The sequence below is a fragment of the Aeromicrobium sp. MLTX1 genome (assembly GCF_046452335.1).
In the GTDB taxonomy this organism is placed as follows: Bacteria; Actinomycetota; Actinomycetes; order Propionibacteriales; family Nocardioidaceae; genus Aeromicrobium.
Map to the genome: position 1 here is coordinate 624,064 of NZ_JBKFDN010000001.1, position 13,678 is coordinate 637,741.

Below are 13,678 nucleotides of genomic sequence, written 5' to 3' on the forward strand. Positions count from 1 at the left end.
TCACAACGCCTTCGCCGGGACGAGCTGGAAGTACAGGGCGCTCATCACGAAGTTCGCCAGGAACAGCAGCAGGAAGGTGATGACGACCGACTCCATGACCGCCTGGCCGACGCCCTGCGGGCCGCCGTCGGCGTGCATCCCCATGTAGGTGGAGACGATCGCGGCGATGAGGCCGAAGACGAGCGCCTTCGCCATGCCCTGGTAGAGGTCGGGGGTCTGGGCCAGCGCGGTGAACGAGGCGAGGTAGGCGCCGGGCGTGCCGCCCTGCATCATCACGTTGAAGATGTAGCCGCCCAGCACGCCGACCACGCTGACCAGTCCGTTGAGGAAGACCGCGACGAGCATGCAGGCCAGCACGCGTGGCACGACCAGACGCTGGATCGGGTCGATGCCCAGCACCATCATCGCGTCGAGCTCCTCGCGGATCTTGCGCGCGCCGAGGTCGGCCGCGATGGCCGATCCGCCGGCGCCGGCCACGAGCAGCGCGGTGGCGATCGGCGCGGCCTCGCGCAGCACCGCGAGCACCGCGGCCGAGCCGACGAAGGACTGGGCGCCGAACTGCTGGACGAGGCTGCCGGTCTGCAGCGCCACGACGGCGCCGAACGGGATCGCCACGAGCGCGATCGGGATGATCGTGACCGACGCGATGAACCACGCCTGCTGGATGAACTCGCGCAGCTGGAACGGCCGCTGGAACACCGCGAGCAGGACGTCGGCGCCGAACGCGAACAGCCGGCCCGCGGTGGCCAGCGGCGCGGTCACCCGCTCGCCGAGGCTCATCGGGGGCCGCCGATCGACTGCGGCGACGGCGCCGAGAAGCTCGAGCCGTCGTCGAGGAAGGAGCCCGGCGGCGGGACGACGCCGTTCGCCGCGCACCAGGCGCCCGGCTCCGCCTGCGTGGCACGCGGGCGACCGTCGGACGGGAACAGCTGGAGCGGGATCGGCGGCAGGGGCGGCAGGGCGCTGTGGTCCTCGGCCGCGAGCTCGTCGGCGTCCTTCTCCTCGCTCATGCCGATCGGGCCCACCGTCTGGGCGTTGAGGAACTGGCGCACGGCCGGCTCCTCGCTGGAGAGCAGCATCTCGCGCGGGCCGAACATCGACAGGTGCCGGTGGTAGAGCAGGCCGATGTTGTCGGGCACCGTGCGCGCGGTGTTGATGTCGTGCGTGACGATGAGGAAGGTGGCCTCGGTCTGGGCGTTCAGGTCGACCATCAGCTGGTTGATGAACGCCGTGCGCACCGGGTCGAGACCCGAGTCGGGCTCGTCGAACAGGATGATCTCGGGCTCGAGGACGAGGGCGCGGGCGAGGCCGGCGCGCTTGCGCATGCCGCCGGAGATCTCACCGGGCAGCTTCGTCTCGGCGCCGACGAGGCCCACCATCGACATCTTCTCCATGACGATGTCGCGGATCTCGGTCTCGTTCTTGCGGGTGTGCTCGCGCAGCGGGAAGGCCACGTTGTCGAACAGGGTCATCGAGCCGAACATCGCACCGTCCTGGAACAGCACGCCGAACAGCTTGCGGATCTCGTAGAGGTCGCGCTCGCTGCACGTGGCGATGTCGGTGCCCTCGATGAAGATGTGGCCCGCGTCGGGCTTGATGAGGCCGATCAGGGCCTTGAGGAACACGGACTTGCCCGTGCCCGAGGGGCCCAGCATGACGCTGATCTGCCCGGCGGGCAGCGTCAGCGAGACGTCGCGCCAGATCGTCTGGCTGCCGAAGGCCTTGGTCAGCCCTTCGACGCGAACTTCGACACCCATCTGGGCTCCTTCACAGGGGGACGGAACCCGCGGGACGGGTACCTGGAGGAACTGGTGGTCAGCGGCTGGTGCGCCGCAGCCTCACGGCGAGGCCGATCCGGAGCGCCACCAGCACGGCGAGCGCGGCGCCCAGGATCGGGCCGAACGAGGAGCCGGTGGCCGGCAGTGCCGTGGTCTCGGCCGACGCGGAGGCGACCGAGGCGTCGTCGCTGGTCCCGTCCTCGTCGAACGCGTAGTCGTCGTCGACGGCGGTCTCCTCGTCGGGGGTGACGGGATCGATGACCTCGGGGTCCTCGCCGTCGCCGGTTCCACCGCCGCCGCCCCCGCCACCGCCGCCGCCCTCGGCGGGCGGCAGCGGGCACTCGGCCGCGGTGCAGCCGGCGCCGATCGGGATCGTGCCGATCACGCGGGCCGCGGCGTTGTCGCTCTGGCGGACGCACTCGAGCTCGGCCTCGGAGACCGAGCCGAGCACCGGCGGGTCCATGACGGAGTCGAGGTAGAAGGTCTTGGGCATCTGGACGTAGATGAGGCCGTTCTCGGCGGTGGACGGCACGTCGATCGCGGCGACCGTGCCCGCGGCCGGGATCGTGAGCTCGGCGCCCGTCTGGATCTGCACCCAGTCGGCCTGGAGTCCGCTGACGGGCTCGTTGCGGGTCTCGAGGACCTCGCCGCCCGGGGCCACGGCCTGCAGGACGACGTCGGAGCGCGAGGTGCCGCGCACCCGACGGACCTCCATCTTCGTGTAGAGGTGGTCGACCAGGTCGCGCGAGAGGATCAGGCTCAGCGTGGTGTCGGTGGCCGGCACGATGGAGCCCGCCTGGACGCTCTCGGGAAGGTCGGTCTGCGCGGTCACGTAGAACTGGTAGTGGCCCTCGAGCGTGGAGTTGATGATCGGGTTGGTGGCCTGGCACTCGTAGCCCACGCGCTCGACGCCGGCGGGGGCGGCAGTGGCGGCCGGGGCGAGCTGGGTGATGCCTGCACCCACGAGCGCCGTCGCGATCGCGAACCGAAGTCCTCGACGTGCAGCTGCGGCGCTCTGGCGCATGGGCTCTCCTCGCTTCAGGTCCACGGTCGTGGGTGTAAACGCCCGTTAAGCGGGCAGTGCCGACGACTGTAACCTGAAGTTGCATTGTGACGCAAGACACCTTTCGGCGGTGGTGCGTCAGAGGCCCATGAGACGCATCCCCAGCGGTACGAGAGCCAGGATCACGGCGCCCACGAGAACGCCGACGTCCGCGCGGGACCACGTGGCGGGCTCGGCCCACGTGCGCCGGTGCGCGGTCGCGAAGCCGCGCGCGTCCATCGCGATCGAGGTGCGCGTCGCCTCGCGGATCGTGTGCACGAGCAGCGCGAACGCCATCGACCACGGACGCACCTTGAGGCCGCGCGCACGGCGCGTCCGCTCCAGGTCGTGCCACGTGCGCCACGAGCCGCTGACGCGCTGGAGGGCGGCCGACAGCGCGGCGGCGAAACGGCCCGGGACCTTGAGGCTCTGGGCCAGGTAGTCGCCCAGCCGCGCGACGTCGACGTAGCCCACCGCCACCGCACCGGGCCACGCCAGCACGAACGTGCGCAGGCCGGCGACGAGGGCGACCTCGGCGTCGCGACCGCCCAGCAGCCACGTGGACCACGCGACGCTCGCCATCGGGATCAGGACGAGCAGCAGGCAGACGGCCGGGTACTTCCACGACGGCACCGTGAGGGCCGCGGCGAGCACCCACAGCGACACCGCGACGACCGCGATCGGCAGGGTGCGGATCGCGGGCGAGCCGAGGGCGGCGGCGACGCCGATCCCGATCAGGACCAGCGGGTTGAGGCGGGCGAGCAGGCTGGTCACGCCACCACCTCCCCGGCGCGCAGCAGGACCTCGCGGTCGCGCGGCAGGTCGGGGTCGTGGGTGGCGACCGCGACCGTCACGCCGTGGCGGGCGGCCGAGCCGAGCCACCCGGCCACGAGCGCCCAGGCGTCGCGGTCCTGGCCCACCGTGGGCTCGTCGGCGAGCAGCAGGCCGGGGCGGTGCGCCGCGGAGGCGGCGAGCGCGAGCCTGCGCTGCTCGCCCCCGGAGAGCCGGTAGGGATGGTCGTCGCCGCGTCCGGGGAGGCCGACCGCCTCCAGCAGCGCCTCGACGTCGACGGCCCGACCGAGCGCGCGCGGCGTGGCCTCCAGCTCGTCGCGGACCGTGGTGGCGACGAAGCCGAGCTCGGGGTCCTGCGGGCACCAGCCCAGACCGCGAGGCGCCTCGACGACCCCCGACACCGGCTCGATCAGCCCGCCGAGGGCCAGCAGCGCCGTGGACTTCCCGGCGCCGCTCGGCCCGACGAGGGCAGTGAGCGTGCCGGGGTCGAGCACGAGCGTCAGTCCGGAGACCGCGCGCGTGCGCTCGGAGCCGCGGAGACCTCGGGTGACCTGGTCGACGACGAGGTCGGTGACGCGCACGTGCGCCGGCTCCTCCGGCGCCAGCAGGTCGCCGGGAGCCTCCAGCGGGACGGGCGCGGGACGCCCGGGCATCCACAGCGCGTCGGGCACCGCCGCGGTGCGGAACTGCGCGACCGAGCCGTCGAAGACCAGGCGCCCGGCGTCCAGCACGACCACGCGGTCGACGTGGTCGAGCCACGGCTCGAAGCGGTGCTCGACCACCACGAGCGAACGGCCGCCGACGACCGCCAGGACGGCGTCGCGGACCACCTCGACCAGCGCGGGGTCGAGCATCGACGTCGGCTCGTCGAGGAGCAGCAGGTCGGGCTCGGTGGCCAGCGCGCCGGCGAGCGCGAGCCGGTGCCGCTCACCGCCCGACAGCGCACTGGTGAAGCGGTCGCGGTCGTACGGCAGTCCCACGGCGTCCAGCGCCGCGTCGACCCGCCGCCAGATCTCGTCGCGCGGCAGGCCGAGGTTCTCGGGACCGAACGCGACGTCACGCCCGACACGGTCGGCGACGATCGAGGCCGACGGGCTCTGCGTGACCAGGCCGATCCGCCCGTCGACCTCGACCGCCCCGGACGCGTCCCCCACGAGCGTCGAGCCCAGCGCACCGGCGACGGCGTGGAGCGCCGTGGACTTGCCGCTGCCGCTGGGCCCGACGAGCAGCACGCGCTCGCCGCGCTCGATCCTCAGGTCGAGCCGGTCGAGGGCGGGCCGCCTGCCGTGGAGGGGCGTCCAGGTGAAGTCGCGGAACGCGATCGTCACGCGCTACGGCCGCCCGGAGGGGAAGGAGTCGAGGGCACCCGCCTTCGCCAGCGAGCGCACCAGCAGCCAGCCGCCGAAGCCTGCGATGACGATGCCGGAGGTGACGAGGAAGCCCAGGTGCATCAGCCGCCACTGCAGGTCCCAGTCGGGGAAGTAGTACTTCCACTCGTAGAACGCCTCGAGCGCACCCGACAGCGCGCCACCGAGGGCCGCCGTGAGCAGGTCGAAGCGGCGGTAGAGGAACAGCGCGAAGATCAGCTCGGCGCCCAGGCCCTGCACGACGCCCGAGATCAGGACGGTGCTGCCCCAGGACGTGCCGCCCAGGACCAGCATCGACACGAGGGCGGCGATGAACTCGGTGGCGAACGCGGCGCCGGGCTTGCGGACGATCAGACCGCCGACGACGCCGGCGATGAGCCACATGCCGCCCAGGAGGGCGGCCGCGGGCTTGAAGCCGACCGCGGCGCCGAGGTCGATGACGTCGTAGAACTTCCCCCAGCCCCAGAAGACGACGCCGAAGGCGACGCCGAGCATCGCGATCGTGACGAGATCGATCGTGCGGTAGCGGGTGAGTCGGGTCGTGGATGTGACGGCAGAATTCATGATGACTCCCTTCGCCGGTGCTAACCGGAGCAGGTTCAAGGGTCTGCGGCTGTTCCGCACTCTCAGCGCCCTCTGCATGGCGCTCCCCTGTCGTGGTGCTGCCAGCCTAGCCCGCACGGGCCGGGCACGGCAGCGGGGGCGGACCCGAGGATCCGCCCCCGCTCACTCGTGCGTCAGTCGCGACGCGTGCGGCGGCGCAGCACGAGGGCCGCTCCTCCGGCCAGCACCAGCACGCCGCCGAGCAGCGCGGCACTCATGGCGGGACCGCCCGTCGCGGCGAGGTAGCCGTCGCTGACCCACTCGTCGTCGGTCGTGTCGGCCGCGGCGTCGGCGGGGAGGATCTCGACCGGCACCGAGGCGATCACCTCGCCGCGGCTGAGCACCACGACGTCGTGCGAGCCGGCGGGCGCGTTGGTCGGGATGCGCACCGACACCTCGCCGGACGTGGGCACGACCTTCGTGCCCATCGGGATCGGGTCGGAGCGCAGCTCGAACTCGAGCTCCTTGCCGATCCAGTTCGAGCCGAAGGCGAAGGTGATGGTGTCGCCGGGCGACAGCACGTCGTCGCTCAGCAGCTCCACCGCGTCGGGGTCCTCGTCGTCGCCCGGCCCGGTCGTCGGAGCCGTGGTGGGCTCACCCGTGGGCTCGGTCGTCGGCTGCGTGGTCGGGGCGGTCGTCGGCTGGCTGGTGGGTCCCGTGGTGGGCTCCGGCTCGGCGTCGCCGACCGGGATCGAGCCGAGGCCCAGCTCGTCGGGACCCGCGCAGGTCAGGTTGGACGGGACGGTCGAGGCGTCGGCCTTGTGGATCGTGGCCTGGATCGTGAACGCCTCGGGCATGCCCAGGCGCACCGAGGTCTCGGCGTACTCCGGGACCGTGATCTCGGGGACCGTGCCGGTGGCGGGGATCAGCCAGGGCTCGTCGGCGACCTGCGGGATCGGCGTGCGGGCCGACTTCAGGTCCTGGATGGCCACCGTCTGCGTCTGGCCACCCGTGGTCAGGGTGATCGACGAGTCCGTCGAGCCGCCCTCGGCCTCGCGGCCCTGGAGCAGCATCGCGGTGGACTGCCGCAGCAGCTCGGGCAGGGTCAGGGTGATGTCGACGCCGCGCGAGGAGATGACGTCGCCGACCTGGACCCGCGACGGGATCGTGGTCTCGGCCAGGACCTTGATGACGTGCGAGCCGAGGTCGAGTCCGCCGGCCGTGACGCGGCACGTGTAGTCGAAGCTCTTCGACAGGTCGACGTCCTCCGCCGGCGGATCGGTCGGGCTGGTGGTGGGGGTCGTGGTCGGTTCCGACGTCGGCTCGCTGGTCGGTTCCGAGGTCGGCTCGCTCGTCGGCTCCGAGGTCGGCTCGCTGGTCGGCTCCGTCGTGGGCTCCGAGGTCGGGCCGGTGGTCGGCTCGCTGCCCGCCGTGACCGCGATGGTGCCGAGCGACAGGTCGGAGGGGCCGGCGCAGGTCAGGCTCGACGGGACCGTCGAGTCGTCCGCCTTGTAGATGGTGGCGGCGATCGAGAAGCTGCTCGGCATGCCGAGGACGACCGAGCCGGTCGCGGTGGCCGGGGTCGTGATCTCGGGGACGGTGCCCGACGCCGGGATCGTCCACGGCTCGTTCGCCGTCTGCGGGATCGGCGTGCGCGGCGAGCCGAGGTTCGGGATCGGGACGCTGGTGGTCTCGCCACCCGAGGTCAGGGTGACGGCCGAGTCGGTCGACTCGCCGGCGGCCTCGCGCCCCTGCAGGAGCACCGCCGTGGACTGGCGCAGCAGCTCGGGCATCGTGAGCGTGATGTTCACGGTGCGCGGCGCGATCACCTCACCCGGCGAGACCGACTCGGGCGCGGTGGTCGACGCCAGAACGCCGATCACGTGCTCGCCGAGGTTGAGGCCTCCGGCCGTCACCTGGCACGTGTAGTCGAAGGACCTCTCCAGCTCCACGTCGGCGGCCGAGGCGGGCGAGACGAGCCCCACTCCGACCACGGCTGCGGCGGCCAGGGCGGCCGCGGCCGAGCCTGCGGCGACGAGGCGCTGGGACGTTCGGGACGTGCGGATCACGGGCGAGCCTTCCTCCGGCAGGCCCGTCCCCTGAGACGGACGGGCCCTGTGATGTGGCTCACCCTAAGTGCTGTAACTGGTAGTGACAACCCGCGTTCACGTCCGCGTCCGCTGCCGTCAGCCAGGGATCGACCACAATGGGCGCATGCCCTCCGTGCGCACCCCCGACCCGAACCCCGGCTGGCTCTCCGACTTCCAGCTCGAGGAGACCCGGTCCCGTGTCCCGATCCTCTACGTCGAGGCGATCCCGGTCCGGCTGGACAGCCTCGGCCAGGTCGAGCAGGTCGGCCTGCTGCTGCGCGGCTCCCCCACCACCGGCACGATGGCGCGCTCGTTCGTGTCCGGTCGCGTGCTGCACGGCGAGCCCATCCGCTCGGCCCTGATGCGCAACCTCGAGAAGGACCTCGGCCCCACGGCGTTCCCGCAGCTGCCGGCCGACATCGTGCCCTTCACAGTCGCCGAGTACTTCCCGATCCCCGGCGTCACGCCGCTGTACGACGCGCGCCAGCACGCCGTCGCGCTGGCCTACGTCGTGGCGGTCACCGGTGAGTGCGACCCGCGACAGGACGCGCTCGAGCTCTCGTGGCTGACCCCGCAGGAGGCGCTCAGCCCCGCGATCCTCGACGAGCTCGAGGGCGGGCGCGGCGTGCTGCTGCAGCAGGCGCTGGCGCACGTGGGCGCGCTCGGATGACCCGCACGCGGAGGTGACGCGCCGCCCGAGCCCGTGGCTCATGCTGGTCGCGGCGATGATCGCGCAGGTCACCGCGACCGCCGTGGTCAGCACGCCGCTGCTGCTGATCCCGCACCTGCACCTCGACGAGGGAGTCCCCCTCGTCGCCACCGGCGCGCTCGCCGCCGCCCCCACCGTCGGCACGCTGCTCACCCTCGTGGCGTGGGGCGCGATCGTCGACCGCGTGGGCGAGCGGATCGCGCTGACGTCCGGCCTCGTCCTGCTGGTCGCGGGCTGTGCCGTGGCCTGGTCGGGCGCCCGCGCCGACGACGTGGTCGTGCTCGCGCTCGGCTTCGGCCTGTGCGGCGTGGCGGCGGGCAGCTCCAACTCGGCCAGCGGCCGGCTCGTCGTGGGCTGGTTCCCCGCGCACCGGCGCGGCCTCGCGATGGGCATCCGTCAGACGGGACTGCCGCTCGGCGTCGGCGTCGCGGCGCTCGTCGTCCCCGCCGGCGTGCAGTCGTGGGGCGTCGCGCCGATCGTGCTGGGCTGCCTCGTCGTCGCGGCACTCGCCACCGTGTTCATCGCGCTCACCGTGGTCGACCCGCCGCGGCACGCGACGGAGGGCACGGACCCCCGCGCCAATCCCTACCGCGGCGACCGGCGTCTCGTGCGGATCCACGGGGCCTCGGCGCTGCTCGTCATCCCGCAGTACGCGGTGTGGACGTTCATGCTGCTGTGGCTCATCGACCAGCACGGCTGGAGCCCGGCCGCGGCCGGCGCGCTCTACGCCGTCTCGCAGGTGCTCGGCGCCGGCGGTCGCATCGCCGCGGGCTGGTGGTCCGACCGCGTCGGCGACCGCCTCGGACCGATGCGGCAGGTGGCCGTGGCGGCCACCGTCTCGATGCTGGCGCTGGCCGTGCTCGAGGGATCCCCCGTCGCGATCGCGCTCATGGTCGCCGCCATGGTGATCACCGTCGTCGACAACGGCCTGGCCTTCACCGCCGTGGCCGAGATCGCCGGGCCGCGGTGGTCGGGGCGCGCCTTCGGCATCCAGAACACGGGCCAGTACCTGACCGCGGCTGCGGTGCCTCCCGTGGTGGGCGCGCTGGTGGAGCTCGCGGGCTACGGCTGGGCCTTCGCGGCGGTCGCCGTGTTCCCGCTGGCCGCCATCGCCTGCGTGCCCGTTGCTACTCGCAGGTAACATCATCCTACGCCTTTGGCTGGCCTAACTGAGCAGCGCTTTCCGCCGCAGATTAGGGTCAGCACCAACTGCTTGAACCGCGAGAGGAATCGGCATGGAACCGATCAACATCATCGCCGGAGTGATCACGCTGGTCTCGACGGCGTTGGCGGTGTACTACCTGGCGCCCGGGATCAAGCGGATGCTCGGGGTCATCCGCGCCGGAACTCCGGCCTACGGTCGCACCGACAACCCGGCGAGCCGCACCAAGAACATGCTGGTCGAGACGCTCGGCCACACGCGCATGCTCCAGTGGCACTGGGTCGGCATCCTGCACTGGGCCGTCTTCTTCAGCTTCCTCATCCTCAGCACCGCGGTCGCCACCGCCTACCTGCAGGTCTGGAACCCGCACCTCGTGCTGCCGATCATCGGCCACTTCTTCCTCTTCGAGTGGGTCAGCGAGGCCATCGCCTGGCTCGGCCTCATCGGCATCGCGGCCCTCGTCGTCATCCGCCAGCGCAACCACCCGCGCACCCAGGGCCGCCAGAGCCGCTTCTTCGGCTCGCGCTTCGGCCAGGCCTACTTCGTCGAGGCGATGGTCGCGCTCGAGTGCGCCGCCGGCATCCTCATCCGTGGCGCCGAGTACCGCCTGATGAGCCTCGAGGGCGACAGCCACGGCACCTACTTCCACTTCCCGCTGACCGGCTGGATCGGCGACACCCTCTGGTCGGGCCTGTCGGTCACCGGCCTCGAGGTCACGATCACGCTGCTCGCCGTCGTCAAGGTCGTCTCGGCCACCGTCTGGCTGATGGTCATCGGCAAGAACCTCACGATGGGCGTCGCCTGGCACCGCTTCCTGGCCTGGTTCAACATCTACTTCAAGCGCGAGGCCGACGGCGGCACCGCGCTGGGCGCCCTCGTCCCGCTCTACGTCGCGGGCAAGCCGCTCGACCTCGAGACCATGGAGGACATGGAGGAGGAGGAGTTCGAGAAGCTCGGCGTGGGCAAGGTCGAGGACTTCAGCTGGAAGTCCATCCTCGACTTCTCCACCTGCACCGAGTGTGGTCGCTGCCAGAGCCAGTGCCCCGCCTGGAACACCGAGAAGCCCCTCTCCCCCAAGCTCCTGATGATGGGCCTGCGCGAGCACGCCTACGCGAAGGTGCCACTGCTCGGCGCCGACCCGGAGACCCTCACCGAGGACCAGCAGCGCGAGCTCGAGCGTCCGCTCATCGGCACCGAGGACCTGTTCGGCGTCATCGACCCCGACGTCCTGTGGTCGTGCACCAACTGCGGCGCCTGCGTCCAGCAGTGCCCCGTCGACATCGAGCACGTCGACCACATCGACAACATGCGCCGCTACCAGGTGCTCGTCGAGTCCAACTTCCCCGCCGAGCTCAACAACATCTTCAAGGGCCTCGAGCGCAAGGGGAACCCGTGGGGCATGAACCCGCGCGACCGCATGAAGTGGGCCGAGGACCTCGACTTCGAGGTCAAGCAGGTCGGCGTCGACGTCGAGTCCCTCGACGAGGTCGAGTGGCTGTTCTGGGTCGGCTGCGCCGGTGCCTTCGAGGACCGCGCGAAGAAGACCACGCAGGCCGTCGCCGAGCTGCTCGACATCGCGGGCGTCACCTTCGCCGTCCTCGGTGACGGCGAGACCTGCTCGGGCGACTCCGCCCGCCGCGCCGGCAACGAGATCGTCTTCAAGCAGCTCGCGATGGAGAACGTCGCGGTCTTCGAGGAGACCAAGGTCAAGAAGGTCGTCTCGACCTGCGCCCACTGCTTCAACACGCTCAAGAACGAGTACAAGGAGTTCGGCATCGAGCTGGAGGTCGTGCACCACACCCAGCTGCTGAACCGCCTCGTCCGCGAGAAGAAGCTCAAGCCGGTCGCGCCCGCCGCCCCGGCCGCCAAGGTCACCTACCACGACCCCTGCTTCCTGGGCCGCCACAACCAGGTCTACTCGCCGCCGCGCGAGCTGATCGGCGCCACGGGTGCGGACTACGTCGAGATGGACCGCTCGAAGGAGCGCTCCTTCTGCTGCGGCGCCGGCGGCGCCCGCATGTGGATGGAGGAGAAGATCGGCTCGCGCATCAACATCAACCGCACCGAGGAGGCCATCGGCACCGGGGCGGAGCAGATCGCTGTGGGCTGCCCCTTCTGCCGCGTCATGCTGGCCGACGGCCTCACGGCGAAGCAGGCCGAGGACGAGTCGCTGCTCAACGTCGAGGTCCTCGACGTCGCGCAGCTGCTGCTCCAGGCCGTGAAGCGCTCCGAGGAGGACGTCGTGACCGAGGCCGAGGCCCTGGTCGCCGCGGCCGCCGACGAGTCGCACGCCGCCGGTGACGAGCCCGAGGACGCCGAGCCCGGCCCGGAGGCCCAGGCCGATCCCGGCACGCTGACCGACACGGAGTCCGTCGGCGCCGCCGCCGACGCGCACGCGTCGGCCGACGCGCCGACCGACGCCGGCGACGACCTCGACGACCCGGAGGGCGAGGGCCGCGCCGCGGACGCCGAGGTGGCCGCGAAGCACAACATCGCGGTCGACGAGAAGGGCACCGCCGGCGGGATCTTCGAGTCGGGCGACGCGACCCCCGAGGGCGCGCTGGACGCCGAGGGCACCAAGCCCGTCTCCGTGGCCACCGAGCCCGAGGACGAGCCCGCCCAGTCCGACCCCGAGCCGGAGGCTCTGGACGACGCGGTCTCGAAGCCCGAGTTCGACTCCGAGTCCGACGACAGCCCGGCGCTGCACGAGCAGCAGCCCGGACTCGGCCAGCCCGACGCGGAGAAGGCCGACGCTGCCGACGCTCCGGCCGAGGCCGAGGCGACCGAGGAGGCTCCCGCTGACGAGGCCCCGGCTGCCGAGGAGGCCCCCGCCGGGGGCGGTGCCACCGAGGCGTCCGCGGGCGGTCACGAGCAGCCGTCGCTGCTCGACGCGCTCGAGGACGACGAGCCGAAGGGTCACACGGCTTCGGAGGACGAGCCCAAGCCCGAGCCGCACCCGGAGAGCGGCGACACGACCAACCCCGACGCCGAGTCGGTCGTGTACGACGACTCCGAGCCCGAGCTGCCGGCCGAGAAGCACGCCGAGCCCACCTCCGAGCAGGAGGAGCTGGCGGCGATCACGCCGGTCGAGGACGCTCCGGCACCCGACCCGGTCTCCGAGGACGCCGCGCCGCTCAGCGACGCGAACCCGTCGGGCGAGGACCTGACCGGCTCCGCCACCGAGGCGGCCGCCGACGAGGCCACGGACGAGGGCGACGACACGAAGGCCTGACAGCCGTCACCGCGCGAGCGCGCCAGCACCTCCGGGTGCTGGCGCGTTCGTCGTTCCCGGCCTACTCGCAGGAGCCCGACCCGAGCAGGGCCAGCCCGCGCCGGTCCCCCGGGCCCCACGACAGCGGCCCTGAGTGCGGATGCATGAGCTCGTCCTGGTCGTCGACGTGGTCGAGACCCACGACATGACCGAGCTCGTGGCGGATCACCTGGAGGCGCTCCTGCTCGGTCATGGCCGCCAGGGAGGGACCGTCCAACGCGATCTGCCCGGTGGTGTAGCGCGCGCCGGAGGAGTGCTCGACCGCGACACTGCCGCCCTGACCCACCACGTCACCCCCGAGTCCCGGCGTCTCGGACTCGTCACTCCACGCGATCAGGACGGGCCTGCGGAGGTCCTCGGTGCGGACCTGCGCATCGAAGTCCGGTGCCCGTTCGGTCATCCCGTCCACGACGAGCTCCAGCCCGGTCGCGGCCTGCACCTCGTCCAGCGCCGCCTCCACCCCGCTGACGGCGTCGGACCCACCGGTCCGCGGGTTGATCTCGACGTGGATCGGGACACACGGGTCGTAGGTCACCGGGGTCGTCCCGTCGCGCAGCGTCCTCACGAACGCGTAGGTCCCCTGCTCGGGCACACGCGGCGGGGTCGCCAGCCGCTCGTCCCGCGCATCCTGCGCCGGGGCCGGCTGCCCGCCGCCGGCACTGGGCGCCCAGACGAGGCCCGCCGCGTGCGGGTCCGGGTCACTCGGCAGCAGCGACACCACGACCGTCCCCGCGATCACGAGGCCGAGCAGGACGAAGGATCGCCGGCGCCGGGGGGACGTCGGGCTCGGGACCGACGTCCAGTCACGCGGCGCAACCGCCGCTCGGTCCAGGGCCTCGAGCTCCTCGAAGGCGCGGCGGGACCAGTCCGCACGACGGCGCCGGGCGCCGCTGATCCTGTCCCACCACCCTCGCATCGCACCAT

Annotated in this window: 11 protein-coding genes and 1 riboswitch; of the genes, 3 read left to right on the top strand and 8 right to left on the bottom strand. The window is 72.3% G+C overall.

What is annotated here, in order from left to right; genetic code table 11:
* From ACK99Q_RS02900 to ACK99Q_RS02930, 7 genes are all read right to left on the bottom strand, one after another.
* The gene (locus tag ACK99Q_RS02900; protein WP_179426854.1) at positions 1–780 is read right to left on the bottom strand and encodes an MlaE family ABC transporter permease; all 780 of its coding nucleotides are present in this window, start codon (positions 778–780) and stop codon (positions 1–3) included.
* Positions 777–1,757 carry an ABC transporter ATP-binding protein gene (locus ACK99Q_RS02905; RefSeq protein ID WP_410184739.1) on the bottom strand — a complete coding sequence of 327 codons (981 nt, stop codon included), beginning with the start codon at positions 1,755–1,757 and terminating at the stop codon, positions 777–779. The genes ACK99Q_RS02900 and ACK99Q_RS02905 overlap by 4 nt, the downstream gene beginning before the upstream one ends.
* Positions 1,758–1,815: 58 nt before the next feature.
* Positions 1,816–2,802 carry a DUF6801 domain-containing protein gene (locus ACK99Q_RS02910; RefSeq protein WP_410184740.1) on the bottom strand — a complete coding sequence of 329 codons (987 nt, stop codon included), beginning with the start codon at positions 2,800–2,802 and terminating at the stop codon, positions 1,816–1,818.
* Between the two features lie 117 nt (positions 2,803–2,919).
* The gene (locus tag ACK99Q_RS02915) at positions 2,920–3,594 is read right to left on the bottom strand and encodes an energy-coupling factor transporter transmembrane component T family protein (RefSeq protein WP_410184741.1); all 675 of its coding nucleotides are present in this window, start codon (positions 3,592–3,594) and stop codon (positions 2,920–2,922) included.
* The gene (locus ACK99Q_RS02920) at positions 3,591–4,940 is read right to left on the bottom strand and encodes an ABC transporter ATP-binding protein (protein ID WP_410184742.1); all 1,350 of its coding nucleotides are present in this window, start codon (positions 4,938–4,940) and stop codon (positions 3,591–3,593) included. The genes ACK99Q_RS02915 and ACK99Q_RS02920 overlap by 4 nt, the downstream gene beginning before the upstream one ends.
* A 3-nt stretch (positions 4,941–4,943) precedes the next feature.
* On the bottom strand, positions 4,944–5,543 hold the full coding sequence (locus ACK99Q_RS02925; RefSeq protein ID WP_410184743.1) for an ECF transporter S component: 600 nt from the start codon (positions 5,541–5,543) through the stop codon (positions 4,944–4,946).
* A riboswitch (TPP riboswitch) is annotated at positions 5,533–5,642 on the bottom strand. It overlaps the preceding gene by 11 nt.
* 74 nt (positions 5,643–5,716) lie before the next feature.
* Positions 5,717–7,591 carry a DUF6801 domain-containing protein gene (locus ACK99Q_RS02930; RefSeq protein ID WP_410184744.1) on the bottom strand — a complete coding sequence of 625 codons (1,875 nt, stop codon included), beginning with the start codon at positions 7,589–7,591 and terminating at the stop codon, positions 5,717–5,719.
* Between the two features lie 145 nt (positions 7,592–7,736).
* On the opposite strand from ACK99Q_RS02930, the gene ACK99Q_RS02935 reads away from it, so the two are divergent.
* The 3 genes from ACK99Q_RS02935 (at position 7,737) to ACK99Q_RS02945 (ending at position 12,715) form a co-directional block, all read left to right on the top strand.
* Positions 7,737–8,282, top strand: a complete 546-nt coding sequence (locus tag ACK99Q_RS02935; protein ID WP_269304999.1) for a DUF4916 domain-containing protein — start codon at positions 7,737–7,739, stop codon at positions 8,280–8,282.
* Positions 8,283–8,295: 13 nt separating this feature from the next.
* Complete coding sequence (locus tag ACK99Q_RS02940) at positions 8,296–9,462, top strand: MFS transporter (RefSeq protein WP_410184745.1); 1,167 nt, start codon at positions 8,296–8,298, stop codon at positions 9,460–9,462.
* 94 nt (positions 9,463–9,556) lie between these two features.
* Positions 9,557–12,715, top strand: a complete 3,159-nt coding sequence (locus ACK99Q_RS02945; RefSeq protein ID WP_410184746.1) for a heterodisulfide reductase-related iron-sulfur binding cluster — start codon at positions 9,557–9,559, stop codon at positions 12,713–12,715.
* 61 nt (positions 12,716–12,776) lie between these two features.
* Here the strand turns inward: ACK99Q_RS02945 and ACK99Q_RS02950 are convergent, their stop codons facing one another.
* Positions 12,777–13,670 carry a matrixin family metalloprotease gene (locus ACK99Q_RS02950; protein WP_410184747.1) on the bottom strand — a complete coding sequence of 298 codons (894 nt, stop codon included), beginning with the start codon at positions 13,668–13,670 and terminating at the stop codon, positions 12,777–12,779.
* Positions 13,671–13,678: the final 8 nt, after the last annotated feature.

What these genes read in the sequence shown, in the direction of transcription:
- ACK99Q_RS02900 (WP_179426854.1), bottom strand. Translation starts at nt 780, where the DNA reads ATGAGCCTCGGCGAGCGGGTGACCGCGCCGCTGGCCACCGCGGGCCGG.
- ACK99Q_RS02905 (WP_410184739.1), bottom strand. Translation starts at nt 1,757, where the DNA reads ATGGGTGTCGAAGTTCGCGTCGAAGGGCTGACCAAGGCCTTCGGCAGC.
- ACK99Q_RS02910 (WP_410184740.1), bottom strand. Translation starts at nt 2,802, where the DNA reads ATGCGCCAGAGCGCCGCAGCTGCACGTCGAGGACTTCGGTTCGCGATC.
- ACK99Q_RS02925 (WP_410184743.1), bottom strand. Translation starts at nt 5,543, where the DNA reads ATGAATTCTGCCGTCACATCCACGACCCGACTCACCCGCTACCGCACG.
- ACK99Q_RS02935 (WP_269304999.1), top strand. Translation starts at nt 7,737, where the DNA reads ATGCCCTCCGTGCGCACCCCCGACCCGAACCCCGGCTGGCTCTCCGAC.
- ACK99Q_RS02945 (WP_410184746.1), top strand. Translation starts at nt 9,557, where the DNA reads ATGGAACCGATCAACATCATCGCCGGAGTGATCACGCTGGTCTCGACG.
- ACK99Q_RS02950 (WP_410184747.1), bottom strand. Translation starts at nt 13,670, where the DNA reads ATGCGAGGGTGGTGGGACAGGATCAGCGGCGCCCGGCGCCGTCGTGCG.